Source organism: Mycobacterium parmense (assembly GCF_010730575.1).
Classification (GTDB): domain Bacteria; phylum Actinomycetota; class Actinomycetes; order Mycobacteriales; family Mycobacteriaceae; genus Mycobacterium; species Mycobacterium parmense.
Genome location: NZ_AP022614.1, coordinates 5241085 through 5267118 on the forward strand (window position 1 = coordinate 5241085; position 26034 = coordinate 5267118).

21 protein-coding genes and 9 pseudogenes are annotated in these 26034 nt (G+C 65.4%); 22 read left to right on the forward strand and 8 right to left on the reverse strand.

Features of this window, described 5'->3' with window-relative positions; genetic code table 11:
* Window positions 1-5: 5 nt before the first annotated feature.
* The 8 genes and pseudogenes from G6N48_RS24195 (at window position 6) to G6N48_RS24225 (ending at window position 6711) form a co-directional block, all read left to right on the forward strand.
* Complete coding sequence (locus tag G6N48_RS24195) at window positions 6-764, forward strand: SDR family NAD(P)-dependent oxidoreductase (protein WP_007168427.1); 759 nt, start codon at window positions 6-8, stop codon at window positions 762-764.
* 422 nt (window positions 765-1186) lie between these two features.
* Window positions 1187-1654 (forward strand): annotated as a pseudogene (locus G6N48_RS28830) (site-specific integrase); the annotation flags it as partial.
* A gap of 97 nt (window positions 1655-1751) precedes the next feature.
* Window positions 1752-3104, forward strand: a complete 1353-nt coding sequence (locus tag G6N48_RS24205) for an IS30 family transposase (protein WP_046184758.1) — start codon at window positions 1752-1754, stop codon at window positions 3102-3104.
* Window positions 3105-3111: 7 nt separating this feature from the next.
* A pseudogene (locus tag G6N48_RS24210) lies at window positions 3112-3702 on the forward strand (tyrosine-type recombinase/integrase); the annotation flags it as partial.
* A gap of 29 nt (window positions 3703-3731) precedes the next feature.
* Complete coding sequence (locus tag G6N48_RS24215; RefSeq protein ID WP_007168431.1) at window positions 3732-4058, forward strand: helix-turn-helix domain-containing protein; 327 nt, start codon at window positions 3732-3734, stop codon at window positions 4056-4058.
* A gap of 140 nt (window positions 4059-4198) precedes the next feature.
* Window positions 4199-5326 carry an integrase gene (locus G6N48_RS24220; protein WP_224112882.1) on the forward strand — a complete coding sequence of 376 codons (1128 nt, stop codon included), beginning with the start codon at window positions 4199-4201 and terminating at the stop codon, window positions 5324-5326.
* A gap of 42 nt (window positions 5327-5368) precedes the next feature.
* Window positions 5369-5752: a transposase gene (locus G6N48_RS28740; protein WP_057969888.1), complete on the forward strand. Its 384-nt coding sequence runs from the start codon at window positions 5369-5371 to the stop codon at window positions 5750-5752.
* A gap of 4 nt (window positions 5753-5756) precedes the next feature.
* Window positions 5757-6711: pseudogene (locus G6N48_RS24225) on the forward strand (IS256 family transposase).
* Here the strand turns inward: G6N48_RS24225 and G6N48_RS24230 are convergent.
* Window positions 6641-7876, reverse strand: a complete 1236-nt coding sequence (locus tag G6N48_RS24230) for an IS256 family transposase (RefSeq protein ID WP_042909891.1) — start codon at window positions 7874-7876, stop codon at window positions 6641-6643. The pseudogene G6N48_RS24225 and the gene G6N48_RS24230 overlap by 71 nt on opposite strands.
* A 155-nt stretch (window positions 7877-8031) precedes the next feature.
* On the opposite strand from G6N48_RS24230, the pseudogene G6N48_RS24235 reads away from it, so the two are divergent.
* A pseudogene (locus tag G6N48_RS24235) lies at window positions 8032-8610 on the forward strand (tyrosine-type recombinase/integrase); the annotation flags it as partial.
* A 117-nt stretch (window positions 8611-8727) separates the two neighbouring features.
* Here the strand turns inward: G6N48_RS24235 and G6N48_RS24240 are convergent.
* Genes G6N48_RS24240 through G6N48_RS24255 form a run of 3 tightly spaced genes read right to left on the reverse strand, consistent with a single transcriptional unit; the run spans window position 8728 to window position 12967 of the window.
* Window positions 8728-9318, reverse strand: a complete 591-nt coding sequence (locus G6N48_RS24240; RefSeq protein ID WP_101930903.1) for a hypothetical protein — start codon at window positions 9316-9318, stop codon at window positions 8728-8730.
* Window positions 9315-11804 (reverse strand): tyrosine-type recombinase/integrase, encoded by a 2490-nt coding sequence (locus G6N48_RS28460; RefSeq protein WP_007168436.1) that lies wholly within the window; start codon window positions 11802-11804, stop codon window positions 9315-9317. Before G6N48_RS28460 ends, G6N48_RS24240 begins: the two co-directional genes overlap by 4 nt.
* Window positions 11801-12967: a tyrosine-type recombinase/integrase gene (locus G6N48_RS24255; RefSeq protein ID WP_007168437.1), complete on the reverse strand. Its 1167-nt coding sequence runs from the start codon at window positions 12965-12967 to the stop codon at window positions 11801-11803. Before G6N48_RS24255 ends, G6N48_RS28460 begins: the two co-directional genes overlap by 4 nt.
* Before the next feature lie 135 nt (window positions 12968-13102).
* On the opposite strand from G6N48_RS24255, the pseudogene G6N48_RS24260 reads away from it, so the two are divergent.
* The 11 genes and pseudogenes from G6N48_RS24260 to G6N48_RS24305 all read left to right on the forward strand — a co-directional run.
* Window positions 13103-13603: pseudogene (locus G6N48_RS24260) on the forward strand (tyrosine-type recombinase/integrase); the annotation flags it as partial.
* The gene (locus G6N48_RS28465; protein WP_224112849.1) at window positions 13600-14127 is read left to right on the forward strand and encodes a hypothetical protein; all 528 of its coding nucleotides are present in this window, start codon (window positions 13600-13602) and stop codon (window positions 14125-14127) included. The pseudogene G6N48_RS24260 and the gene G6N48_RS28465, both read left to right, overlap by 4 nt.
* Window positions 14128-14224: 97 nt before the next feature.
* Window positions 14225-15382, forward strand: coding sequence for a tyrosine-type recombinase/integrase (locus G6N48_RS24265; RefSeq protein ID WP_232066693.1), 1158 nt, complete (start codon window positions 14225-14227; stop codon window positions 15380-15382).
* A gap of 114 nt (window positions 15383-15496) precedes the next feature.
* Window positions 15497-16297 (forward strand): site-specific integrase, encoded by an 801-nt coding sequence (locus tag G6N48_RS28835; protein WP_163670911.1) that lies wholly within the window; start codon window positions 15497-15499, stop codon window positions 16295-16297.
* Entirely contained in the window at window positions 16206-16559 is a 354-nt protein-coding gene (locus G6N48_RS24275; RefSeq protein ID WP_163670913.1) for a tyrosine-type recombinase/integrase, read from the forward strand. The genes G6N48_RS28835 and G6N48_RS24275 overlap by 92 nt, the downstream gene beginning before the upstream one ends.
* Window positions 16560-17193: 634 nt before the next feature.
* Window positions 17194-17811 carry a hypothetical protein gene (locus tag G6N48_RS24280; RefSeq protein ID WP_232066695.1) on the forward strand — a complete coding sequence of 206 codons (618 nt, stop codon included), beginning with the start codon at window positions 17194-17196 and terminating at the stop codon, window positions 17809-17811.
* A complete protein-coding gene (locus G6N48_RS24285) occupies window positions 17808-19031 on the forward strand; it encodes a tyrosine-type recombinase/integrase (RefSeq protein WP_163670917.1) in 1224 nt (407 codons plus the stop codon). Before G6N48_RS24280 ends, G6N48_RS24285 begins: the two co-directional genes overlap by 4 nt.
* Complete coding sequence (locus G6N48_RS24290) at window positions 19028-19618, forward strand: DUF6262 family protein (protein WP_197745605.1); 591 nt, start codon at window positions 19028-19030, stop codon at window positions 19616-19618. Before G6N48_RS24285 ends, G6N48_RS24290 begins: the two co-directional genes overlap by 4 nt.
* A 110-nt stretch (window positions 19619-19728) precedes the next feature.
* Window positions 19729-20235 (forward strand): annotated as a pseudogene (locus G6N48_RS24295) (tyrosine-type recombinase/integrase); the annotation flags it as partial.
* Entirely contained in the window at window positions 20225-20656 is a 432-nt protein-coding gene (locus G6N48_RS24300) for a DUF6262 family protein (RefSeq protein ID WP_007168443.1), read from the forward strand. The pseudogene G6N48_RS24295 and the gene G6N48_RS24300, both read left to right, overlap by 11 nt.
* Entirely contained in the window at window positions 20650-20967 is a 318-nt protein-coding gene (locus tag G6N48_RS24305; protein WP_075630241.1) for a transposase, read from the forward strand. Before G6N48_RS24300 ends, G6N48_RS24305 begins: the two co-directional genes overlap by 7 nt.
* A 35-nt stretch (window positions 20968-21002) precedes the next feature.
* Here G6N48_RS24305 and G6N48_RS24310 read toward each other — a convergent pair.
* The 4 genes and pseudogenes from G6N48_RS24310 to G6N48_RS28475 form a co-directional block, all read right to left on the reverse strand.
* Window positions 21003-21401: pseudogene (locus tag G6N48_RS24310) on the reverse strand (transposase); the annotation flags it as partial.
* A gap of 143 nt (window positions 21402-21544) precedes the next feature.
* Window positions 21545-21712 (reverse strand): annotated as a pseudogene (locus G6N48_RS24315) (integrase); the annotation flags it as partial.
* 112 nt (window positions 21713-21824) lie between these two features.
* The gene (locus G6N48_RS24320; protein ID WP_224112851.1) at window positions 21825-22652 is read right to left on the reverse strand and encodes an integrase catalytic domain-containing protein; all 828 of its coding nucleotides are present in this window, start codon (window positions 22650-22652) and stop codon (window positions 21825-21827) included.
* 25 nt (window positions 22653-22677) lie between these two features.
* Window positions 22678-22962 (reverse strand): annotated as a pseudogene (locus G6N48_RS28475) (integrase catalytic domain-containing protein); the annotation flags it as partial.
* Between the two features lie 334 nt (window positions 22963-23296).
* On the opposite strand from G6N48_RS28475, the gene G6N48_RS24325 reads away from it, so the two are divergent.
* Entirely contained in the window at window positions 23297-24925 is a 1629-nt protein-coding gene (locus tag G6N48_RS24325) for a long-chain fatty acid--CoA ligase (RefSeq protein ID WP_007168449.1), read from the forward strand.
* Between the two features lie 52 nt (window positions 24926-24977).
* On the forward strand, window positions 24978-25919 hold the full coding sequence (locus tag G6N48_RS24330) for a R2-like ligand-binding oxidase (protein ID WP_007168450.1): 942 nt from the start codon (window positions 24978-24980) through the stop codon (window positions 25917-25919).
* The last annotated feature ends 115 nt before the right edge of the window (window positions 25920-26034 follow it).

The window sequence follows — 26034 nt, forward strand, 5'->3', positions numbered from 1 at the left end:
GCCGAATGGACATCGCAGCTAGCAGCGCGGTCGTCACCGGTGGCGCGTCCGGGCTCGGTTTGGCGACGGTGGAGACGCTGGCGCGGTCCGGAGCGCGGGTGGTCGCCGTCGACCTGCCCAATGCAAACACGGACGCGCTAAGCCTCCTCGGCGACACCGTCCGGTTCGCGCCCGCCGACGTCACCGACGAGGATGCAGTGACCAGGGCCATCGAGATCGCCAACGCGGACAAGACATTGCGTATCATCGTCAACTGCGCCGGCGTCAGCGATGGCACCAAGACCGTCAGCAAGAAGGGCCCTTTCCCGCTCGACGCGTTCGAGAAAGTAATCAAGATCAACCTGATCGGGACCTTCAACGTCGTGCGCCTGGGCGCATACGCAATGTCGCAGAACGACCCCGTCGGCGGCGAGCGTGGCGTGATCGTCAACACTTCCTCCGGCGCGGCCTTCGACGGCCAGATCGGGCAGGCGGCCTACTCCGCTTCCAAGGGAGGTGTGATGGCGGCGACGCTGCCGATCGCGCGTGATCTGTCGTCGTACTTGATCCGGGTCAACACGATCGCTCCGGGGCTGTTCGAAACCCCGCTTCTCAACTCACTTCCAGAGGCTGCGCTAACCGCTCTCAAGGCGCTGACGTTGCACCCAAACCGACTCGGTGATCCTGCCGAGTACGCACACCTGGTCGTAGCCATCGTTGAGAATCCGATGCTCAACGGCGAGACGATCCGTCTCGATGGCGCAGTACGGATGCCTCCGAGGTGATGTCCGGCCGTCAGAGTTGCTGATTGGATCCCACAACTCCAGGAGAGAATCAACGTGCAGGACAGTGTCCGCGTCGTCGTCGACCATGTGAACGAACACGGAAAATCGCGGCTGAGCGAGCGGCGGGTGGTGGCATCGGTGGGCCAGGCACTGCGTTGCAAGATGCGCAACGAGCGTGAACGCAGTTTCGTCTTCGTCACTCCGAGTCGGAGTCGGAGAGAGAGAGGCTTAGTCACGTTAGCCAACAGTCGACGAGTTCCTGAGCCCACGGGTATCGCCCGTTAGCCCTTTCAACGCCTGGAACAGCCGTTGTTGGCGTGTCCCTCCATCAAAACTCTCTGATGAACCGGCATCATTCTTGCTGACTGAATAGTTGATCAGATGATGTTTCTTCACTTTAGGTGAAGTCGAGGAGGCGTGGGTTGGCTCTGGCTGTGGTCCGCGATCTGCGGGAACATCGAGTACCGGCGAGCGAGGAGGAGCTTGCCGACTTCGAGACCGATGTGTTGGCCGGGTTCGTGCTGGCACGGGCGTCGGCCGGATTGGTCGACAGCACGATCCGCAACGACATCAACCACCTCGAGCTGATCCACGACTGGTTCGGCCGGCCGCTGTGGGAGATGCGGCCCGCCGATGTCGACGTCTATTTCGGCAAGGTGCTGCGCGACGCCAACCCCTCGACTCGCACCGGGCGGGCGGCGGCACTGACCGTGTACTTCCAGTTCTTGGAGCTTCGGCACAAGATCGACCTGCACAACATGACAGGTCGGGTCGTCGAGTGCCCGCTGGACGAGATCAACCGGCCGCGAGCCTCGGTCGATCCGCAGCTGCGTATCCCTCCGACCGCCGACGAGGTGGAGCAGCTGTTCGCCGGGTGGCGCCAGGAACTGGCTGGATTCAATCGGTCGTTGCAACACCTCGATTCCTCGGAGGTGTGTGGTGGCGTATGGGAAGCGGCAGTTGGAGGTTCGTGCGTATCGGGGGCAGATGCCCTCCCCGGGGCGGCCGTCGGTGGCCTGGCGGCAGGACAGGGTCCGGTTCTGGGCGGGGATCGCTGCCGGAGCGATGACCGAGGACGCCGCTACCGAAGCGGGCGTGTCTTCGCCGGTCGGGTTCCGCTGGTTCCGCCATGCTGGCGGCGTGAATCCACGCTTGCCAGAAACTGTTTCGGGCTGCTACCTATCCTCGAATGAGCGCGAAGACATCGCTTTATGGCGTGCCCATGGTGCCGGAGTGCGCGAGATAGCCAGGAGGCTGCGCAGGGCGCCGTCGACCATCTCGCGTGAGCTGCGCCGTAACGCCTCGACGCGCACGTATCGGCTCGACTACAAGGCCTCGGTCGCGCAGTGGCATGCCGAAAGGCGGGCGAGGCGCCCGAAGACGGCCAAGCTGGTCGGCAACGACCGGCTGCGCCAGTACGTCCAGGACAAGCTCTCCGGTGTCGTTCGTGGCGCTTACGGGCAGATCATGGCTGGTCCGGCCGCGACGCCGTGGAAGGGACGCAACAAGCCGCACCGAGGGGATCGGGCCTGGGTGACAGCATGGAGTCCTGAGCAGATCGCCCATCGGATCAAGCTTGACTTCCCTGATGATGAATCCATGCGGATCAGCCACGAGGCCATCTACCAAGCGCTCTACGTGCAAAGCCGCGGTGCGCTCAAGCGGGACTTAATCACCTGCCTGCGCCGGGGTCGGGCATTGCGGGTGCCGCGGGCACGGTCTCGGCAGAAAGCGTGGGCGCACGTCACGCCGGAGACGTTGATCAGCGCTCGGCCGCCGGAGGTCGCTGATCGCGCGGTCCCGGGACACTGGGAGGGAGATCTGCTGATCGGGTTGCAGCGCAGCGCGATCGGCACGCTGGTCGAGCGCAGCAGTCGGTTCACGATGTTGATCCATCTTCCGCGGGAGGCCGGATACGGGCTGATTCCGCGGACCAAGAACGGGCCGGCTCTGGCCGGCTACGGCGCCCTCACGATGGCCAACGCCCTAGCGCAGACGATCACCTCGCTGCCCGAGGAACTGCGCCGGTCGCTGACCTGGGACCGGGGAAAGGAACTGTCGGCGCATGCCCAGTTCTCGATCGCCTCCGGGGTCAAGGTGTACTTCGCCGACCCGAAGAGTCCGTGGCAGCGTGGCACGAATGAGAACACCAATGGCCTGTTGCGCCAATGCTTTCCGAAGGGCACCGACCTATCCCGGTGGAACGCCGACGACATCGCGGCGATCGCTCACACCCTCAACACCCGACCACGCAAGACCCTCGGATGGCGCACCCCGGCCGAAGCGTTCAACGAACACCTACACTCACTTCAGCAAGCCGGTGTTGCAACGACCGATTGAATCCAGCCTGGTCACCTGCCGCAAGTTCGCCCCGGCCGCCCGCAACTACGCGGTCGCCCGGCTGGCGGCCGACGTGGGACTGCGCATCAACGAGGCGCGGATGCTCGACCTCGACGATGTGCGGTGGGAGCTGGGGCGGTTCGGCAAGCTGAACGTCCGTCACGGCAAGGGATCACGCCGCAAAGGCCCCAAACCGCGACTGGTGCCGCTGATCAACGGCGCCGACCGCAGCCTGAGATGGTTCATCGAAGACGTGCTTGGACTGTTCGATATCGACCCGAATAGCCATGCCGCGCCACTGTTTCCGTCCGAACGCAAGAACATCGACGGGACGTGCATGCGCGCGACAGCTGACGTCTATCGCCGATCGTTGGCGGAGGCGGCGGACCGGCATCTGCCTGCGTGGTCGGGGAAGCTGACCCCGCATGTGCTGCGGCACTTCTGCGCGTCCCAGCTTTACCTCGGCGGAATGAACCTGTTCGCCATCCAGGAATTATGTGGTCACGCCTGGACGGCCACGACGGCTCGATATATCCACGTCCACGCCACCCACGTCGAAGATGCCTGGGTCACAGCACAACGTAACAACACGAAGTAACTGCACCTACGAACTTAAGGATTGGCTCAATGAAGTGGAATCTACGCCTGACCGCGGCCAACCGCGGCATTTGGAAGGCCAGCGAACTCCAACGGATGCTGGCCGAGCGCGGCCTGGTGATCAGCGCCGGCAAGATGTCGGGCTTGTGGTCGGGCAACCCCAACGCCATCAAGCTCCACGATCTCGATGTATTCTGCGCCGTGCTCGACTGCGCCATCGACGAACTGCTGATCCCCGAGCCCGAAACCGTGGCCGCACCCACGCCGAAGGGTAGCGAGGAGGCCGCCGCTGCGGCCGGTGAGGCACGTCCCGTCACCCCGCGCGCTCGGACGGGAAGGTCGCTGCCGCCGCGATGAATTGCCTGCAATGCGGAGCCGAACTGCCAGCCAACGGTCGCCGCGACCAAAAATACTGCGGCAGAAGCTGTTCAAAAAAAGCGCACTACTATCGCGGAAAGGCGGGACTGCCTGCTCGCCCGCCCCGGCGGCATCCAGCCTTGGAATCCGACGACCCCGTGCTCGTGGCCGCTGCGGTATACGCCCGGGAACGCGCTGCCGCCCACGATTGGTGCGGTGAGACCACAAACCGATGCCTCGACGCCCTGGTCACCCTTCTGGCCGGTCGGCCCCCCGGTGATCGCGTGCCGCTCAAAGAGGTTCGAACACGGCCGCATCGGCTCGCGTCCCGTCGCAGGCTTGTCGAAATCCTCTCCCACTTCGACCTGCTGACAGACGACACCGAACCTCCGATCCGTGCCTGGATCGACCGCGTCACCGCGGAACTTCCGCCAGGGTTCGCCGAGCCGTCGCACCACTGGCTCCTTACCCTGTTGGTCGGCGGCGCACGTGCTCGCCCACGATCGCCCAGGACCCTCTACAGCTACTTCGGCGCGGTCAGGCCCCTTCTCGCGCACTGGTCCACCTCCTACGACCATCTCAGGGAGGTCACCAGGGCCGACGTCGACGCGACGCTGCGGCCGTTTCAGGGAAACCAGTGCCACAATCTGATCAAGGCGCTGCGGTCGCTGTTCCGGCACGCCAAGAAGAATGGTCTGGTCTTCAGCAACCCAACAGCGGGTTTGAAGAGCCAACCAGTAGACCAAGACCTCGTGCCCATCACCGATGATGAGGTGCGCTCGATCGAACAGCTCGCGAGCGAACCGCGTGCACGCCTAGTTGTGGCATTGAGCGTCGAACATGCCTGCCGCACAAGCGTTATACGCAAACTGGTGCTCGACGACATTGACCTGCCGAACCGGCGGATCACCCTTGCTGGACAACCAACGGCTCGGCGAGCTCACCCACAGAGCGCTGATCACATGGCTCGACCACCGCCGGGACAGATGGCCCCACACTCCGAACCGGCACGTTCTACTCACGACGAAAACTGCATTGCGCACAACGCCGGTGAGTCAAACATCGGTGAAACAATCGTTGAGCGACAATGGGTTCACGATCGAACGCATCCGTGCCGACCGAATCCTTCACGAAGCGCTGACCGCAGGCCCCGACCTGCTGCATCTGTCTCTCTCGTTTTCGGCATCTCCCACAACACCGCGCGGCGCTACACCACCGCGAGGGAGTATCCGAAATTCGGTGTAAGTGGCCCGACACGCCGGGTGTGAGCCTGGCGGGGAAGGTCCACGATGACCGAAACGATGAGGGCTGTGACAGCAACAGCCGATGTCCACGATGATGAAGTGATGGTCAGCTCTCCGACACCGGAGGAGCTGGCGACGGCCCGCGAGCTGGTGCGGGCGGCCCAGGCCCGCGGGGTGTCGTTCGCCGATACCGCTGACGGGGTGCTTAAGGCGCTGACCAAGACGGTGGTCGAGACCGCGCTGGAAGAGGAGCTCGCCGATCACCTCGGCTATGACAAGCACGATCCGGCCGGGCGGGGGGCGCCGAATTCACGCAACGGCACCCGCACCAAAACCGTGTTGACCGACACGGTCGGACCGGTCGAGATCGCCGTGCCCCGCGACCGCGGCGGCAGCTTCGAGCCCCAGATCGTCAAGAAAGCATCAACACCGGTTGACCCGGGTCGATGAGATCGTGTTGTCGTTGTATGCCAAGGGATTGACCACCGGGGAGATCGCCGCCCACTTCGACGAGCTCTACGACGCCAAGATCTCCCCGGACACCATCAGCAGGATCACCGACAAGGTCCTGGCCGACATGGCGGAGTGGACCGCGCGGCCGCTCCGTCTACGCCGCAATCTTCATCGACGCGCTGAGCGTGAAAGTGCGCGACGGTCAGGTCGCCAACCGACCGTTCTACGCCGCGATCGGGGTCGATCTGGCCGGGCACAAGGACGTGCTCGGACTGTGGGCCGGCGACGGCGCCGGGGAATCAGCCAAGTTCTGGTTCGCCGTATTGACCGACCTGCGCAACAGAGGCGTCACCGACACGTTCTTCTTGATCTGCGACGGACTTAAGGGGCTGCCCGACGTTGTCGGTGAGGTGTGGCCGGCCACCATCGTGCAGGCCTGCACCGTGCATCTGATCCGCAACAGCTTCCGCTACGTACCGCGCCAGCACTGGGACGCCCTGCGCCGCGATCTCAAACCGATCTACACCGCCCCGACAGCGGCGGCCGCAGAAGCGGCGCTCGAGGCGCTCGCCGACCGCTGGGGCAGCCGATATCCGGCCCTGATCCGACTGTGGCAGTCGTGTTGGAATGAGTTCATCCCGTTCCTGGATTACGACACCGAGATTCGGCGGGTTCTGTGTAGCACCAACGCAATTGTTATCTGGAGTCCTCCGGGCGGTGTCCTTGATGTCCGACACGAGGCGTTCAGATCCCAGGTTCTGCGTGGTGGACGTGATTATCTGCAGTCGTCCAGGAGGCAAGAACCTGCGGAGGGACGATGCAGATTGCGGTCAAGTCCAGGGACGTGGTGTACGACGTCGTCGTGTGATTCTTCGACTTGGTGGTTTAGGCGGTCAGTGCCGCCGGGGTGTCCTCCTGTTCTGTTGATGGCGTGTGGTCGGCGCGGGATTTGCTGAGGACGTCGAGGCCGAGGTAGCGGCGGGATTCGGCCCATTCGTCGTGTTGTTCGGCCAGCACCGCGCCGACGAGGCGGATTAGGGCGTTGCGGTCGGGGAAGATTCCGACGACGTCGGTGCGCCGGCGGATTTCCTTGTTGAGTCGTTCTTGTGGGTTGTTGGACCAGATCTGCCGCCAAATTTGTTTGGGGAAGGCGGTGAAGGCGAGCAGGTCGGCGCGGGCGTCTTCGAGGTGGTCGGCGACCTTGGGGAGCTTGTCGGCCAGTGCGTCGATGATGCGGTCATATTGGGCTGCAACGGAACCGGCGTCAGGTTGATCGAAGACCGAATGCAGTAGTGTGCGTACCCACGGCCACGATGATTTCGGAGTGATGGCCATCAGGTTGGTGGCGTAGTGGGTGCGACACCGTTGCCACGATGCCCCAGGCAGGGTGGCGCCGATCGCGGCCACCAGACCGGCGTGGGCGTCGGAAGTGACCAGACGGACCCCTGATAGGCCGCGGGCGGTCAGCGACCGCAGGAAGGTCAGCCAGCCGGCCCCGTCCTCGGCGGTGGTGACGTCGATGCCCAGGATTTCGCGGTAGCCCTCGGCGTTGACCCCGGTGGCGATCAGCGCGTGCACGTTGACCACCCGGCCTGCTTCGCGAACCTTGAGCACCAGGGCGTCAGCAGCCATGAACGTGTACGGGCCTGCATCCAGTGGCCGGGTCCGGAACGCCTCGACCGCGGCGTCGAGCTCTTTGGCCATCACGCTGACCTGGGACTTCGACAAGCTGGTGATGCCCAGAGTCTCGACGAGTTTGTCCATCCGCCGCGTCGAAACGCCCAGCAGGTAGCAGGTAGCCACCACCGTGGTCAGGGCCCGCTCGGCGCGTTTGCGCCGTTCCAGCAGCCAGTCCGGGAAGTACGAACCTTGCCTTAGCTTGGGAATCGCCAGATCCAATGTGCCTGCGCGGGTGTCAAACTCGCGGTGCCGATACCCGTTGCGGGAATTGGTGCGCTCGCTGCTGCGCTGGCCGTAGCCGGCACCGCACACCGCGTCGGCTTCGGCGCCCATCAGGGCGTGAATGAAGGCGGCCAACAACTCGCGCAGCACATCAGGGTGCGTGGTGGTGAGTCGTTCGGCCAGCACGGCAGACAGGTCGATATCGTGGGCAATGGTCATCGCGTTGATTCCTTTGCTCGAGTGACTTTGGTCGGTCCCTCGAAGAATCACGCGATGACCTTCATTCATCCGGCTACGACACGCCGGTCATCACCGGCTCGTACACCACTCTGCTGGACGCAACTCAGATTGCACGAGTTATCTCGCCGGTCTCGTTGCGTGAGTCGTGGACCGTTCTCGGCGACGACGATGCTCCGGTAGCGCCGGTCGACCGGTATCTGGCGTATCTGACCGACATCGAGCGATCACCGAACACGGTCAAGGCATACGCGCACGATCTCAAGGACTGGTTCGGTTTTCTCGCCGAGCGTGGTCTGGACTGGCGGGGCGTTCGGCTCGACGATCTCGGTGAGTTCGTGGCCTGGCTGCGGCTTCCGCTGCAGGCCCGGCATGGGCAGGTCGCGGTGTTGCCGTCGGTGCCGCATCATTGCACGGAATCGACTGTAAACCGCAAACTTTCGGCCGTCGGGGCGTTTTACACCCACGCTGCACGAGATGGGGTGGATGTCGGTGAGCTGCTGACCTCGTGGCAGGTCGGCGGCGCGCGCGGCGGTTGGAAGCCGTTCCTGCACCACATCAGCAAGGGCACGCCGAGGTCGAGGCGGGTGATCGCGTTGAAGACGCCGAAGAAGCTGCCGCGGGTGCTGTCGCCGGACGAGGTGCAGGCGATCCTGGACGGCTGCGGCCGGTTGCGGGACCGATTGCTCTTCGCCGTGCTCTACGACACCGGGATGTTCTCCAGGGCTCGGCCCCCGTGCGCCAGCGTGATTCTCTGAGTTTGTGCAGCTCAGAAGCTGATGTCGGAGATGCTATCCACCGCAACAGGTGTGGTGCAAGCAGACTCGCGCGTGTCATCGCAGCCGGGTTGGTGTGTTGAGTCGGGCCATGAGTTCGCGGTTGGCCGCCCGGGCTGCGGCGAGGTCTTCCTCGCGTTCGTCGAGTTGTTGCTTAAGGTCGAGGTTGTGCTGCTCGAGCTGGCTGATGCGCTGGTGGAGGGCGTCGATATCGGTGCGGGCGCCGAGCCCGGACTCGCGCCACGTCTGTTCACCGAGCGCTTCGGACAGCCGCTTCTCCAGCTGCTGGATGCGCGCGCCGAGCCGGGCGGCGCGTTCGTGGGCAGCGAGCAGATCGGCCTGCAGTGAGGCTCGGGTGACCCCAGGGCCGGTGTGCTCACTCGGGACTGGATCTGCTTGCAGCGCATGGATTTTCTCGAGCAGGTCGGGGTGTCGGTAGAGGAATGTGCGGTCAACGGCGGCGGCGCGGGCGATCGCGGTGGCGCTGAGCCGGTCGCCGGCGGCGGCGGCTTGGTCGATCGCGGCCAGCACGCGCCGGCGTCGGCGCATCGAGTCGTCGCGCCGGCCGTCAAGCATCGATCGGGTGCGTGTTGTCGACGAGACGGATTGTGCGGGTGTGTGATTCGACGTGGTAGCGGTGGTGGTCATGCGGTGGCCTCCGAGGCGATGGTTGTCGGTGCGGGTGGGGTGAGGCTGGGCATGCCCAGCGGGACGGTGTGGGCCGCGCGGTGACGGCGCACGATAGCGATCGCGTCGTCGATGCGGGCTTGCTCGGTCTCGTTGAGGTCGGCGACGTCTGCTTTGATGCGGTTGATCAGCCGCCGGATGCGGGTGATCTCCTCGTCGGTGGGGGTGGCATCGGCGCGGGCCCAGTCATCGACCCCGTCGATGGTGGCGGCCAGCCGTTCCCGGGTGCGTAGCAGATCATCGAGGTAGGCCTGCAGGTCGGGCAGGAACGCGATGTTGGTGCGGAAGTGATCGCAGCCCACGCAGCGGAACCGGACCGGGCAGGCCCCGCCGCCGGCCTTGACGTTGGTGGGTTCGGTGCAGGTGCCGTAGGGGACGGCGACCTCGCCGACGGCGTGGCGGGCGCGTTCGGATTCCAGCAGCATGCGCGCGTCACGCCAGATCCGGTTGCCGTGCCGGTCGAAACTGAGCGCGGTGACGGTGTCGACGGCGTCGCGGCGACGGTCCTCGCCGATGCGGTAGTAGCGCCGGGTCATGGAATAGCTACGGTGATCGAGCAATTCGGCCAGAACGTCGATCGGCACCCCGGCATCCGCGTGACGTTGGGCATAACAATGCCGATAGGCATAGGGCGTGACCTTGGTCTTGTCGACCTCGACCCCGTCGCGGGTGCGCAACACGGGCAGGGTCGAGATCCACTCGCGGTGCCGGTTGTCGAGCGTATCGATGCTGATCGGCTTTCGCCCCTCGGGGTTGCGGCGTGGTGTGGGCAGCAGTGTCAGTTCTGCGGGCGGGGTGTGAGGAAACATCGCCCGCACCCGGTCCTGCTGAGCGGCAATGACTTTCGCGGTAGCTTCGCCGATCGGCACACGCCGTCCGAGACGGTTGGCCTTGGCGTTGTCGTAAACCAGCACCGCCGATCCGTCCTTGTCGCGGTGCAGGCAGTTCAACGGCAAGGCGAGAATGTCCTCGGGCCGGCGCCCGGTGTCGATGCCGATCTGGGTGGCGACCCGCACCTCGACGGGTTCGAGGGCATCGAGGTGGGCGCACAGGATGGCCAGGACCTCCGGTGGCAGGTCGCGGCCGGGTTCGCCGCGTTCGGGTTCGGCGGGGATATCGCCGCGCTCGATGGCGAAATCGCCGGCCAGTCCGGCGGCTGTCTGCCCCGGCCGGGTCAGGCCGAGGGCGCGGATCCCGGCCAGCACCTCGCGCATGTCACGGCAGATGCCGTTGCGCCGGTATCGGCTGATCTCGCCGACGGACTCCAGATAAGCGAGTCGGTTGAGGAAATCCTCGATGTCGCTGCGGCCCAACGCCGAAGCGACGAGTCCACCATCGGGTCTGCGGCCGAGGAACTCCGACAGCAGCCGCAGCGCGTTGATCTTGCCGCGCACTCTCGCGGCGCCGCGACCTCGGTGGCGCGGGAGTTGTTCTGCTGCCCACCGCTTGACGGACTGGGCCAGCCAGGCCTGGCCGATCCCGGTGAACGACAAAGACCCGCGATGGCCGAAGACCGCGAGATCCCATGTGTCCTTTGCCTGTTCGCTGCCGGGATCGGCCAGAGCCCGCCGGACGTGCTGGGTCAGGGCGCTCCGCAGCGACCGCACGGACTTGTTGCGGGTGATCTCGGCCCGGTCGGTGGTGATCGAGGCGGCCTGTCGCCGGCGCAGCCCGTCGCAGAGCACCCGCAGCTCTACCTCGGTGATCTTCGCCCCGCCCCGGACGCGCTGCTGAACGCCGAACAGCACCTCGACCACCACCAGCACCGGCAGCGCGCGCAGGTTCACCCGCCCGCACTCGGCCACACCCGATTCCTGGGCTTGCCACCGATGCGAATCGAACTCAGGGTTGGTACCGAGCGCGCTACGCCAGCGCTGGTAGTGGGTGTTGCAGTAGCCGCGCGCGCTGTCGGCGGGCCGGGTGCACGCGGCCACCGCGCACGCGGGCATCGGCGGCAACGGCCGCACTCGCGGGTCGGCCAGGAACTGCTGCATCGACACCGGCGGTCGCCGCAGGCGGAACTTCTTGGCGTGCGGCTCGCACAACACCGCGTGCCGCACCGTCGGCACACACCGGCATCCCGGCACCGCGCACCGCGTCGCGGACGCGGGTTCGGCGGGCAGGCATGCGGCAGCGGCGATCTCGGCCGTGTTCATTCCCCGCCGAGTCAGGCGCGTGCAGCACCGATGACACACCGTGAGACCGGATTGCACGGTGTTCTGGCATCCCTCGGCCCGGCACACCGTCCGGCCCAACAATCGATGCTCCGCGAGCAACGACAACACCCTGGTCCGCGGATCCCACCCCGCCTCGTCCAAGAACCTGCGGTCGAGCATCCTCGCCAGCCGCGCGGCCGTGCCGATCACCACGACCCCGTCCAACACGTGCGGGGACTCGCCGCAGTCCTGCTCGACCGCGATTCTTTCAGCCAGCCCCACGGCGGTCACCGGGTCACCTGGGCCTGCTCGCGGGGACTGGGCACCGCATCCACGGCGGCCCGCAGCCGGGAGGAGTCCGGATGCAGGTAAACCTGCGACGAGGACACCGCGGCGTGGCCCATCAGGTCGGCGACCACATCGATCCCGGCCCCGGCATCAACAACGTTGCTGCCGAAGGCATGTCGCAACTGGTGGGGCCGCACCGCGACGTCGAGTCCGGCCCGCCGGGACGCCGCGGCCATCAACTCGCCGATCGCATCCGGCCGCATCGGCGCACCGATCCTGCCGCGGAACAGGTTAACGAACACGAAGTCACTGTCGGCGGCGCCGGTGACACGCATGCGTTCGAACTCGTAGACGTCGAACAGTTGCACCACAAGGAAATCCAGCGGCACCACCCGCTCCCGCCGCGACTTGGCCCAGGCCTGGTTCGGGTTGTCGTCTCGGCGCACCACATGCAGATGCGCGCGCTCGACATCGCAGCCCAGCCGCCGCGAGTCCACCAGCAGGTGCACATCGCTGCGCCGCAGCCCGCACACCTCCCCGCGGCGCAACCCGCCCCGCGCCATCAACAACACGATCAATCGGTCCCGCGCCGACCGGCACGCCCGCAGCAGCGCGACGATCTGCTCGTCGCTGGCCCGATCGATCGTCGTCTCCGGTTCCCGCAGCCGATGCCGGGCCCGCATCCGCCACGCCATCCGCCCGTCCTCGCCGCGGGCCTCCGCCGGCAGGTCCCGGTCATCGGCGACCTCATACAGCATCGACACCAGCCCCGCCGCGCCGTGGCCGGTCGCCACCGCGTGCACCACCATGCCCCGCACCGCGGTCAGCACCCCGTTGATCCGCGACGGGCCCCGCACCGCAGCAGCGCCAGGTCCGGCCACCACCACGCTCGCGGCGTCATCGACCGATGACCGGGCGTGAGCCAGCCACGTCATGAACAACGCGAAACCCTCCACACCGGCCTGCCAGGACCGGCCCGACCGGGCACACCAGCGCAGGAACAACGCGATCGAATGCGCATACGCCTTCGTCGTGGACTCGGCCGCGTCGTGGCCGAACCGCAGATGCCGCAGATACGCATCGGCGACATCAACCACCTGCAGGTCCTCATCCAGCACCGTCCAATACCGTTGCCCGGACGGCAAACTCACCGGGAATACTCGCATGGGCTCTCACTTTCGGGCCGACAGTCACAAACAACTACCAGCCACGAGCACCACACCCCCGGAGAAACGCCGAGCAACCCGCCCGATCATGTAGATCGAGCAACGTCCCGCAACAGGTCAGGAAACCCCGGAGAAGGGATGCGGATCGGCGAGGTACTTGGTTTGCGGCACAACGACATCGCCTCCGCTGAGCATGAAGTAACGGTGCGGCGACGCGACAACGCCAATGGCGCGCGCGCCAAGTCACAGACCGTCCGCACGATCCCGGTCAGCAGCGCGTTGATCCGATTGTTCGCCGACTACCTTCACACTGAGTACGGCGATCTGGACAGCGACTATGTGTTCGTCAACCTGTGGGGCCGTCCGCAGGGGCATCCGCTGACCTACGCCGCGGTCTATGACCTGGTGCGGCGGCTGCGCCGGCGGACCGGGATCGACTTCGACCCGCACTGGCTGCGACACACGGCCGCAACCCGGCTGCTGCGCGACGGAGTCAGCATCGAGGTGGTCGCGCATCTGCTCGGACATGCGCACGTGGCGACGACGACCACGACGTATGGGCACCTCACCGTGGAGGACGCTCGGCGGGTCATGGAACAGGCCGGTTGGTTCACCGATGGGCAGGTGCGGCTGTGAGGGCGCCGTCGCTCAAGCCTGCCGGCCCGTCGGGGCTGCTGGGCAAGCTGATGGCCGAGGTCCGCAACGAATTCCGCAGCAATGTACTGGAATTCGGGCCCGAGGATCCGGTGTTTGGTGGAGCCGAGTGCCGGGTTGAGGGGTGCGAGCGAACCGCCCGTGGACGCGGCCTGTGTGAAGGACATCGGCAACGGTGGCATGAAGAGGGGCGTCCGTCGCTGGAGCGGTTCGCCGTGTCGACCGATCCGCGGTGGCGGCGGCGACAACCCAACCAGCGCTGCCGGGTGCCCGGTTGCGGTTACGGCTCTGCCCGTGGCGGCATGTGCGGGCTGCACGCGCAACGATGGGAACGAGCCGGGCGCCCCAGCCTGGCGGGATGGCTGGCCGAACCACAGCCGTTCAAGCAGCCAGCGCCGGGCGCGACCTGCCGCATCCCGCATTGCGAGCTCTGGCCGCAGGGCACGTCTGCGTTCTGCCAAACCCACACCAATACCTGGAAGGGTCAACGGCAGACCCGACATTGACGAGTTCGCCGACCGCTTCGCCGCCGAAACCCCGCTGGCCAGCGAGCAGATCCGGCTCGACCGGCTGACCGGTCAGCTGAAGCTGGAACTGCAGTACGTGCTGCAACGCCGTCACGACGATCGGCAGGGCAAGCTGACCCCGGACGTGGTCATGCGCGTCGTGAAGGCACTGGCCGCAATAGGCGTGGGCTCCCTGCTCAACCACGACGAGGACATCTGGCACGACTGGGCTCGGTCGACGATCAATGACACTCGCTCCCGTGGGTTCCTCAGCTACGCATCCCGGGTGATCGCCGACCTGGCCGAAGCCGGCGGCTGGGACGCCGAATACCCGCGCGATGTCTGGCGCATGCGCCGGCTCGGCTACGACGGAGACCGCACGCTGCGGTTCGGCGGTATTCCGCAGCCGTGGCTGCGGGATCTGGCCAAGCGGTGGGCCCGGTGGCGGCTGTCGACCGGATTGGGCCTGGAAGCCGGCGGCGGCAGGCCGGTCGTTGTGCTCACCCGCTTCGCCGGGTTCCTCGCCGACATCGGCGTCGAGAGCATCGACCGGATCGACCGGCCGGTGCTGGAGCGCTATCTGGCCAACCTGCGCGGCGACTCCATCGGTGCCCAACGTCGCGGGACCCATATCGGGCTGCTCAACCGGTTCTTCGCCGCCGTTCGCCAACACCGTTGGGACACAGACCTTCCCGCAGACGCGATGTTCTTCGCCGAGGACTACCCGAAACGCGACGAACGGTTGCCTCGGGCACTGGCCGAACAGGTCATGGCTCAGCTCGAGGATCCCGACAACCTCGCCCGATTCACCGATCCTGCCCACCGGTTGATCACGATCATCTTGATGCGTTGCGGGCTACGGATCACCGATGCGCTACGGCTGCGCCGCGATTGTGTGGTCGCCGACGCCGAAGGTGCTCCGTATCTGCGCTACCTCAACCACAAGATGAAACGCGACGCGTTGGTGCCCATCGACGTGCAGTTGCGCGAGCTCACCGCCGAACATCGCAACCGCACCGCCCAGCGTTGGCCGGCAGGCACGCCGGTGTTGTTCCCACGGCCGACGAAGAACATTGACGGCACCCACCCGATCGCCAGCCCCACCTACCGGATGGCGCTGTTGCGCTGGCTGTCCGTCTGCGACATCCGTGACGAGCACGGCCAGCCGGTGCACCTAACCCCGCACCAGTGGCGCCACACCCTGGTTATCTGTACTGGCAAGGAGCGCGTGAGCTACGTGAGTTCGGCGGCGTGACACGCCGGTGCCTTACGAATATCCGGTACTTTCAGGCACGGCCGTTACGTTTGTCACGTGAACTCGTTCCACGCTGAACGAGCGGTTTCACCCCTCGATGGATCCGAGGTGTGGGTGGTGCTTGACACCGGGTTGGTGATGCACCGGGAGGCCAGCGATTTCCTGCGGGCGCTGCATGGGGCCGGGCGTTCGATCCACACGATCCGTGCCTATGCCGGGCGGGTGGCGAGTTTCCTGGGATGGTGCGCCGATCAGGGGGTGGAGTGGTCGTCCATCAGTCTGCCGGGATTGGCCCGTTTCAAGCATTTCATCGAAGCCACCCCGCGCCGGGATGGGCGGTTGCGTTCGGGCGCAACGGTAAACGCGATCCTGACCGCGGTGTGTGAGTTCTTACGGTTCTGCGCCAGGACCGGCGTGATCGAGCAGGCCGTCGCCAACCGGTTGTCTGAACCCCGCTGGCTGCGGTTCACCCCGCCGGGTTTTGATGCTGGAGAATCCGGCCAGTTCCGGATGGTGCGGACCCGCACGCTCAAGGCGAGGGCGGAAGCGGTATTTCCCGAGGCGTTTACACCCGAGCAAGCCGAACGGGTCGCGGCGTGTTGTCGCCGGCCGCGGGAACGATTCATGGTGGCGCTGCTGCGGGATGGGGGCTTGCGGATCGGAGAAGCTCTCGGATTGCGCCGATCCGATCTGCACCTGCTTCCCGATTCGCGGCGGGTGGGTTGCACGGTGCTGGGAGCTCACGTTCACGTGCGGCACCGGGCCAATCCCAATGGCGCGCTGGCGAAGTCGCGGTTTCCGCACCGTGCCGACGAGCCAGGCGGTGCTGTCGACGTACGCGGACTACCAATTCGAACGTACGGAGATCCTCGGCGGCGACGACTGCGACATGGTGTTTGTCAACCTCTACCATGAGCCGCTGGGCGTGCCGATGACCTATCGTGCGGCGAAACGGTTCTTCGAACGGCTGGCCACCGACTGCGGGTTTGCGGTGCGCCCTCATATGTTTCGGCACACGGCGGCCACGAACTGGGTGCGTGCCGGGGTTGATCTTGATGTCGTGCAGCGGCTGTTGGGGCATGCCGCGCTTGCCTCGACCGCTGTTTACCTGCACGCACGAGATGAGGATAAGCGCCGAGCCGTGGAGGCTGTCGCCGCCGGGGAGCGCTTTCGATGACCGCGCCGGTGTCGCGTCTGCTGGTCGGCACCGACGCCGACCAGGGGTTGGTGAGTGACGACGCCAGCTGGCTGCAATGGCTGTCTGCCCATACCGATGCCGCGTGGCGGCCGGGCGAATGGGACGGGTCGCTGTGGCTGTTCACCGGCGATTTGGACAGCGATCGGACCGCTGCGTGGCGGTGTCGTACTCCGGGCTGTCCTACGGCGGCACGGGGCTTTAACGGCCGCTGTTCGAGTTGTCGGCGGGCGCGGGCGGCGGCCGGTGTCTGCGAGGAGGAGTTCGACCGCGCGCCTCGGCGTCGCCCGACCCGCCCGGTTGCCCGAGGTGACTGCGTGGTGCCCGACTGCGGGGGCGAGTTGCATTGCCGTGGCCTGTGTTTCCGGCATGAGCGGGCCTGGCGTAAGGCCGGTGGCGGGCCGCTGGAGGAGTTCATCGCGCAGGCTCGGCCGCTGATCGGTACCGAGCCGTGCCTGGTCGCAGGTTGCGGCCGCGAACGGGTAACCCGGCGAGGCCTGTGCCGGTTCCACGGCAATCGGCTGGCGCGGCAACGCAACCCTGCGTCGATGTCGCAAGAAGAGCTGGCCGCGTGGGTCGCCGACGAGAAGCCCGGATCTCGGCCCACCAGTTTTCGTTGGCTGGCCTGCCCGAGCTGGTGCGCTTCGAGTTGCTTTATGCGCTGCAACGCCGCGATGAGGCGCCGCCTCCGTTGGACCCGCTGCAGGTGCGGATCCTCATCAGCCGCCTGGTGGGGGCCAGCTCGCTCCGTCACGCCGATCCCGAAGCGGTGTGTGAAAGCGGTGGCGTGCAATACAACTCGGCCATCAAGGGCTTGTTCCGCGACCTGCGCCGTCATCTGGAACGAGCCTGGACCCAGTACACCGGCACCGACCCTTATGCCGGCAACGTGTGGCGCGTCGAGCTGCTGGACCTGCAGTCCAACGGCTCGCGCCGCTGGCCCGCCACCAAGGGGACCATCGACTTCGGTCCTATCGAGCTGGGTTGGCTACGCGAGGTGCTCAAGGACTGGGCCCGCAACACCCGGCCCTACCTGCAAGGGCTGCGCCAAGCGCTGCGGGCCTGCCACGTCGCCTCCCAAACGCTGGTGGCCTGCGGCCGCGCCGACCCGGCCAGCCTGGGCGCGGGCGACTTCGTCCTGGTCGAGCAGGCCATCGTCGAGCAACGCCGCACCGATGGCTCTCCCACTCCGCCTCACACCGCACCCAGCTGCTGCGGCTGTTCTGTGCGGTGATCGAGCATGGCCGCGCCAACGCGCTGATGACCGACGTGCCCGACCCGTTCCGACCACCCCAGCGCCGTCACCGGGTGATCGAGGACGCCAACGAGGAACAGCTGGGAAAAGCACTGCCCGACATGGTGATTCGCCAGCTCGACCAGCACCTTGACCTGTTGGGTCCGGCGGGCCGACACGGCTCGATGAGCGCCCCGGACCTGCAGGCAATGCACCGGACCATCTACCAGATCCTGCGTGACACCGGCCGCCGCCCTGGTGAGATCGTCAGCCTCAAGATCGGCTGCCTCGAGGTCATCGACGGCCAACACAACCTGATCTATGACAACCACAAGGCCGCCCGACTGCGTCGACGCCTGCCCATCACAACCGACACCGCCGAGATCATCGCGGCCTGGCAGCGTCACCGCACGCAGCTGCCCACCGCGCCGGCGACCCGCCAGTGGCTATTCCCATCCCCGCTGTTGCGCTCCCGGCAGGCCCGCGGTCACTTGACCGCCTCCTGCGTCGGGGTGGCGTTTCGGACTTGGACGCGCTCGATTCCCAAGATTGACGGCGAACTGCTGGGCCCCGACGGCACACCGCTGCCGTTCGATCGCTCGCTGATCACCCCATATGTGCTGCGGCACAGCTACGCTCAGCGACACGCCGACGCCGGGGTGCCCGTCGATGTGCTTAAAGAGTTACTTGATCATCGCTCAATTGAAACGACGCTTGGCTACTACTCGGTCACCCACAAACGTAAGCAGCAGGCTATCCGTGCCGTCGGATCCTTGGCCATAGACGCCTCGGGCAACCCGTCCTCGTTTGCCGACCCGCTGGCCTACGAACGGGCATCGGTGTCGGTCCCGTTCGGTAACTGCACCGAACCGTCCAACGTCAAGGCCGGTGGCGGTGCCTGCCCGATCCGATTCCAGTGCGCGGGCTGCGGCTTTTATCGCCCGGACCCGTCCTATCTTCCCGCCCTCGAAGAGCACATCCACTCGCTTCAGGCGGACCGGGAGACCGCCCGGGCAATGGCGGCCGCTGACTACGTGGTCGCCAACATGAGCACCGAGATCGACGCGTTCACCCGCGTGGTCGACACCATGCGGCGCCGCCTCGCCGAACTCGGCCCCGAGCAGCGAGCCGAGGTGGAGGAGTCCAGCCGGATCCTGCGCCGCGCCCGGGCCGCCCGCCGCCTCCCGCTCATCGTCACCTCGGCCAAGGACGCCGGATGAGCGCCACCGCGGCCAACCAGATCCGGTCCGCAGCGCTGAAAGCGGCCCGCGCCAAAGACAGCCAGCGCAAGCGTCAGCGCACGCTAGCTGCGCTGCAAACCCTTGAAACCACCGGCGCGCCGATCACTTTCACCGCGGTGGCCAAGGCCGCCGGGGTGTCCACCTGGCTGGTCTACGCCGACGGAATCCGCGAACACATCGACGCGGCTCGACACCGCCAGAGCAACCATCACCGCCGGACCGACACGCCGGCAGCCTCCAGCACGCACCCGGCGACGCCGGACAGCCTGCGCGCCGACCTGGCCATCGCCCGGGAGCAGATCAAGACGCTACGCACCGAACGGGACAAACTCCAGCAGCGCCTGCGCCTGCAACTCGGTGCCGAACTCGAAGCACCCGACCGGGCTCACCTAACCGCGCGGGTCGTCGACCTCGAGACCATCAACCGTCAACTCGTCGCCGAACGCGACGCGCGCGCCATCGAGGCACAAACCGCCAAAGGTCGGGTCACCGAACTCGAAGACGAGCTATCCGCCGCACGCGAAAGCCTGCGCCGGGTCATCAAAGCCCAAAACCGCGCACCATGACGCACACCTTTGCAGCGACTCCCGCACGCAGCCGCACACTCCCACGTGCCTCACGTGCCCCACACTTGAAAACACCTCTGACCAGCACATTTTCAGAAAAAATACAGATAACCTACGGCACCCGGCTGATCAACCGCGACGTCCCACAAGAGGTCGTGCGACGCATCCTGGACCACGACTCCGCGCAGATGACCGGGCATTACGCCCGCCTGCACGACACCACCGTGCGCCGCCAGTGGGAGGCGGCCCGCAAGGTCGACATCCACCGCACCACAATCATTTTCGACCCGTCCGGTCCGATCGCCGCGGCCGCCTGGGCCAAACAGCGCCTCGGCCGAGCCACCCAGGCCCTACCCAACGGCTACTGCGGACTGCCGGTGCAGCAGAGCTGCCCGCACGCCAACGCCTGTCTGACCTGTCCGATGTTCCTCACCACCGCCGAGTTCCTGCCCCAGCACCACCAGCAGCGGCAACAGAGCCTGCAGCTGATCACCGCCGCCCAAGCCCGCGGACAACAACGTCTGGCCGAGATGAACCACCAAATCCTGCACAACCTGGACAACATCATCACCGCCCTCAACGATCCACAACCAGGGAAGGCCAAACATGCCGGCTGACAACAGCATCCACCTCATCCACGCCGCCCAGCAGCGGCACGAACACACCCGCGCCAAGGCCATCGCTGCGATGCACGAACTCGACCGGACCGGCGCCCTGCTCACCTTCGAATCCGTCGCCCGCCACGCCGGTGTCTCCCGCTCGTGGATCTACACCCAAACCGACCTCAAAGACGAGATCCGCCGGCTCCGCACCCAACACCGACCCGAGCCAAGCACACCGTTACCCGCCCGACAACGCGCCAGCGACGACTCCCCGCGGCAGCGCCTCGAAATCGCCAACCGCCGCAACCGCGAACTCGCCGACGAGAACCGGCGGCTACGCCGCCAACTGGCGTGCGCCCTTGGCCAACTCCGCGACGACACCGGCCGACATCATGAACCGACGCATCGCGATTCGGTAACAATCGGGCCGTGCTAACCGCCAAGCGATATCCATCTCCAACCGCGTCATGGACACCCTCCACGACACAAACCTGCAGGTCACAACAGCTACCGCGGCCAGAACTCCAGATAACAATCGAGTCACTCAACGCCCGCTACCGACGGGCGATCAAGGCTCGCGGCCATTTCCCCTCGGAGGCCGCGGCGCTGAAGTGCCTGTATATGGTGACTCGCTCCCTCGATCCCAAGGGCACCGGCCAGCAACGCTGGGCGGTCCGCTGGAAGCCCGCTTTGAACGCGTTCGCAGTAACATTCGCCAACAGAATGCCCGACCTCAACCGAGGATAGGGAAACGCCACTTACACCGAATTCCGGATGGACCCGTCGGCGAAGTGCGCGGCCACTTCGCCGGTCGTTAATCCTTTAGCGGTCAACGACAACACGATCTCGTCGATGCCGGTCAGCCGACGTTGGCGCTTCTTGACGATCTGCGGATCGAACGAGCTGTTGGTATCGCGCGGCACCTCGATCTCGACCGGTCCGATCTCGGTGAACACCGTCTTGGCCCGGGTGCCGTTGCGGGCGTTGCCGCTGCCACGTCCGACCGGGTCGTGCTTGTCATAGCCGAGGTGCTCGGCCATCTCTGCGTCCAGCGCGGTCTCCAATACATTCTTGGTGATCTGGTTGAGTAGCCCGTTCGGGCCGACCAGCTCCACGCCCTGCTCCTTGGCCTGGGCCAATAGTTGTTCAGCGAGCTGCTTTTGATCCACCTCGGTAGCCATGGGCTCGAGTGTTTCGGACATCATCAGTCCTTCCCGCCAAGCTCACGCTCGGCGTGTCAGACCAAGGTCAGATCCACCGCTGTTCAGACAGTCCCCATCCTCAGTTTCGATTGCAGGGACCAGATCTTGTTGAGCAACAGTGCCTTTGTGTCGTAACGGTGGTAGCCGACCACGGTGCGCACGATCGCCCAGTTCTTCTGCTCGACGTGGCAGCCGTCGTTTTTGTTTCCGGGCCGCGAGCGGGTGAAGGTGATCTGGCGCCGCTCGCACCAAGCCAGCAGGTGGTGGTTGATGAACTCGCTGCCGTTATCGAAAGCCCAGGATCGGGAAGGGCATGGTGGTGGCGATCGAGGTGCCTCACCAAAAAGTGAGCGCGAAGCGTGGGCTGGTGCCTCACGCATGGTGAGCGCGTGGGGGCTTGCACTACTTCGCCTTGGCCAATCGGTCGATTGACGGTTGCAATGCTTCCAGGTCGATGTGGCGGGCGGCGGCAAGGGCGTCGGTCTTGGTCTTGGCCAGGTCCAGTAGCTGCATTTGGATGGTGTTGATCTGCCGGGTCAAATCGGCCGGGTTGATGCCCTCGATTCGGGCGGACACATGCGAAAGCTGTTGCGCATCAAGTATTCCCGATTCCTGCAGACGTTGCCACGGCGTGGCCGGCGTGTCGTAGATGCGCGTGCGGCGACTGGCCGCGGTGGTGCTGTAGCCGATGGGCTTTTTCGTCGGGGTGAAGAAGTTGCACCGCAGCGACACCAGCTTCCACAGCCGGTTGAGCAGCTCCAGCTCCTCGGAGGTGTCGTAGCGCCAGTAGAACGCGTGTTTGCGCACCACGTGGTTGTTTTTTGACTCCACGTGCGCTTGGTCGTTCTTCTGGTACGGCCGCGAGTGGGTCTGGGCGATGTCGCGGGTCTGCAGCCAGGCGGCGACCTCGTGATTGATGAACTCACCGCCGCAGTCCAAAGCGAAAATCACCAGATCGAACGGGAACCGCTGTTGCAGCTCGTCGATGCCGGCCGTGATCCACTTCGAGGCGTTGTTGCGGATCGAGAAGTTCTCGGTCCAGCCGATCACCAGGTCGGTCATCGTCAGCGTGCGGGCGAACTCGCCGATCAATGTCGGGCCGCAGTGCGCCACGGTATCGGCCTCGATCACCCTCGGGGCCTCAGGTGCCTCATCGGCGCAGGTACGGATGGCGATCGAGTTACGCAGCAGCGGCGACGGTTTGGTCGTCGAGATGCCCTTGATGCGCATCCTGTCCCAGGGCCGGTTTCAGGTAGCGGTCCAGGGTGGCCGCGCTCATCGCCTTCAGCTCCGCTGATGCCGCCTCGGTGGCGAACGGCCTGTCAAGATCACCGGATTCAGCCAGCAGCGGCAGCCACAGACCCACCATGACCACCAGGTACTTGCCGCACGGCATGCCCATCAAGGCCCACACATACTCCAGCAGTGCCCTGGCGTCGTCGCTGAAGCCCCGCGGCCGCAACGTACGCCTGTCAACCTGCTCGGCCGGGTCCGGCAGCCTCGGGCCGGTCAGCATCCGCCGAGCCGTCGAGCGGCCCATCCCCGTGGTGGACACCACCCGATCCAAAATCTTGCTCTTGTCCGCCTTCAACGCCTTGCGGTACTGACCTCGCAGTTTGTTCGCTACCTGCCGCCTCGCAGCCATGTCGATCTTGCCTTCCACATCGGGCAGGCCTTCCGGGCCACGCGCTCAAAATAGGTGAGGCACCACCGCCGGCCACGCGCTCAAACTCAGTGAGGCACGCCGGACTATTGACAATTGGTCGATCTTTGTAAAAGATTGGTAATACCGTCTGTCCGGGGTATTCGGGAGCAGCCAGTTGCCCGGTCGACGGCCGTCAGTATCCGGGAATGACGGGCAAGGGATCCACGCTATGCAAAGCACTATGCAAGACGTTCCGCTTTCTGTGACATCGATCGTCAAGCATGCCAACTCCATTCACGCCGACCGCCGCGTCGTCACACCGACCGAGTCGGGCTACCGGGCCGCGACCTACGGCGAGGTCGGCCGGCGGGTCGGTCAGTTAGCTAATGCGCTGCATGACCTTGGCGTCACCGGCGATCAGCGTGTGGCTACCTTCCAGTGGAGCAACCAGGAACACTTGGAGGCCTATTGTGCGGTGCCGTCGATGGGCGCGGTGTTGCACACGCTCAATATTCGTCTTACCGCCGAGCAGCTTGGCTACATCGCCAACCACGCCGACGACAACATCGTCATCGTCGACATGTCGTTAGCGCCGCTACTTGCGCGTTCTTTGCCGGCCATATCGTCGGTGCACACGGTGATTGCGGTCGGTGAGGGCGATCCCGAGCCGCTACGGGCGGCCGGCAAGGCCGTCGTTTCGTACGAAGACCTGATCTCGACACATCCCACCGAGTTCGACTGGCCTGAACTCGATGAGACGTCGGCCTCGGCGATGTGCTACACCAGCGGCACCACCGGAAACCCCAAGGGCGTGGTCTACAGCCACCGATCCACCTACCTGCATTCACTGGCCGTCTGCACTGGCAACGGGTTGGGCATCGCTGAAGCCGACCGCATCTTGGCTATCGTGCCGATGTTTCAAGCCAATGCGTGGGGCCTTATCTATGCCGCGCTGATGGCGGGGGCCGAACTGGTACTCCCGCACCGATGGCTACAACCTGGAGCGCTGGTGGCCATCATCGAGGACACCCGCCCGACCGTGGCCGGTGCGGTGCCCACAATCTGGAATGACGTCCGGCACTTCCTGGGCTGCGAGCCCGGTCATGACATCTCGTCGCTGCGTCTGGTCGCGTGCGGCGGATCGGCGGTACCGGTGTCACTGATGCGCGGCTTCGAACGCGACCACGGCGTACCGATCGTGCAGGCGTGGGGAATGACCGAAACCTCGCCGCTGGCCACGGTGGCCAAACCGCCGACTGGGCTCGACGAAGACCAACAGTGGGCGCTGCGTGCCACCCAGGGCCGCCCGATATGCGGCGTGGAAATCCGGCTGCGCAACGACCAGGATCGCACCCTGCCGTGCAACGGAGAAGCGGTCGGCGAGATCCAAGCCCGCGGGCCGTGGGTAACTGGCTCTTATTTTCGCGACGACGACGCCGACAAGTTCGACCAGGGGTGGCTGCGCACTGGCGATGTCGGCCACGTCGACGAGCATGGCTTCTTGACGCTGACCGACCGTGCCAAAGACGTCATCAAGTCCGGCGGGGAGTGGATTTCGTCGGTCGAATTGGAGAATTTGCTGATCGCCCATTCCGGGGTACATGAAGCCGCGGTCATCGGTGTGCCCGACGAGAAGTGGCAGGAGCGTCCACTCGCTCTAGTGGTGGTCAAACCCGGCGCCGATATCACGCCAGATGAGCTACGTGCCTTCTTAGACGGCAAAGTCGCTACGTGGTGGATCCCGGAGCGCTGGGCCTTCGTCCCCGAAATCCCGCGAACCAGCGTCGGTAAATACGACAAGAAAGTGCTTCGGGCATGTTACACCGCCGGTGACTACAACATCGTGGAATTCGTCTAGCGACCAAGGTTCGCTAGACCCGGCAATGCAGCCGAATAATTAAGGAGGTTACATGGCAACCACACGTTACCATTCGCTGGGTGCCGGCGGGCTGAACTGGGAAAGCGTGCCACTCAGGCTGTTCGCTGGCGGCATCGCCAAACTCTGGGACCCCGCCAATATCGACTTCTCCCGCGACAGCGCCGATTGGGAGGCGCTTTCCGACCGCGAACGCGTGTACGTCACCCGATTGTGCGCGGGCTTCATTGCCGGAGAGGAAGCAGTCACCCAGGACATCCAGCCGTTCATGGCCGCAATGCGGGCCGAAGGCCGGCTCGGCGACGAGATGTACTTGACGCAGTTTGCGTTCGAGGAAGCCAAACACACCCAGGCGTTCCGCTTGTGGCTCGATGCCGTCGGGGTGCGCGACGACTTACATAGTTTCCTCGATCAAACTCCGGCATACCGGCAGTTGTTCGACGAGGAACTTCACGAATCGCTCAACACGCTCTATGTGGATCCCTCGCCGGCTGCCCAGGTTCGCGCTTCGGTGACGTACAACCACATCATCGAGGGCATGTTGGCGCTGACCGGCTACTACGCCTGGCACAAGATCTGCGTGGAGCACGGCATTCTTCCCGGCATGCAGCAGCTGATTCGGCACATCGGCGACGACGAGCGACGCCACATGGCATGGGGCACTTTCACCTGCCGGCGCCACGTCGCTGCCGACGACACCAATTGGACGGTGTTCGAAACGCGCATGAACGAACTCATTCCGCTGGGGCAGCGCCTGATCGACGAGGGTTCTGCACTGTATGGCGACGACATACCCTTCAATCTGTCAATCGACGAGATGAGGACCTATGCCACCGACAAGGGGATGCGCCGGTTCAGCACGATCAGCAGCGCCCGCGGGCGACCGCCCGAGGAAATCGACCTCGACTACTCGCCACTGCAGCTGGAGGACACCTTCGCGGACGAGGACGCGAGGGTGCTGGCCGGTTCGGCCTGACTTCGACGAGATCGGCGCCAGTGCGTAAAAACGCGGAATTTTTGCGCTGGAGTCGATTCGGCACTGCGAGTACCAACACTGCTCCAGCTTAGTTGCCGTCGCCGGTGCCACTATC

Bases quoted from the DNA above. Each gene is read 5' to 3' on its own strand.
- G6N48_RS24195 (WP_007168427.1), top strand. From the start codon at position 6: ATGGACATCGCAGCTAGCAGCGCGGTCGTCACCGGTGGCGCGTCCGGG.
- G6N48_RS24205 (WP_046184758.1), top strand. From the start codon at position 1,752: ATGCCCTCCCCGGGGCGGCCGTCGGTGGCCTGGCGGCAGGACAGGGTC.
- G6N48_RS24215 (WP_007168431.1), top strand. From the start codon at position 3,732: ATGAAGTGGAATCTACGCCTGACCGCGGCCAACCGCGGCATTTGGAAG.
- G6N48_RS24230 (WP_042909891.1), bottom strand. From the start codon at position 7,876: ATGACCATTGCCCACGATATCGACCTGTCTGCCGTGCTGGCCGAACGA.
- G6N48_RS24240 (WP_101930903.1), bottom strand. From the start codon at position 9,318: ATGACCACCACCGCTACCACGTCGAATCACACACCCGCACAATCCGTC.
- G6N48_RS24255 (WP_007168437.1), bottom strand. From the start codon at position 12,967: ATGCGAGTATTCCCGGTGAGTTTGCCGTCCGGGCAACGGTATTGGACG.
- G6N48_RS24290 (WP_197745605.1), top strand. From the start codon at position 19,028: ATGAGCGCCACCGCGGCCAACCAGATCCGGTCCGCAGCGCTGAAAGCG.
- G6N48_RS24300 (WP_007168443.1), top strand. From the start codon at position 20,225: ATGCCGGCTGACAACAGCATCCACCTCATCCACGCCGCCCAGCAGCGG.
- G6N48_RS24320 (WP_224112851.1), bottom strand. From the start codon at position 22,652: ATGCGCATCAAGGGCATCTCGACGACCAAACCGTCGCCGCTGCTGCGT.
- G6N48_RS24325 (WP_007168449.1), top strand. From the start codon at position 23,297: ATGCAAAGCACTATGCAAGACGTTCCGCTTTCTGTGACATCGATCGTC.
- G6N48_RS24330 (WP_007168450.1), top strand. From the start codon at position 24,978: ATGGCAACCACACGTTACCATTCGCTGGGTGCCGGCGGGCTGAACTGG.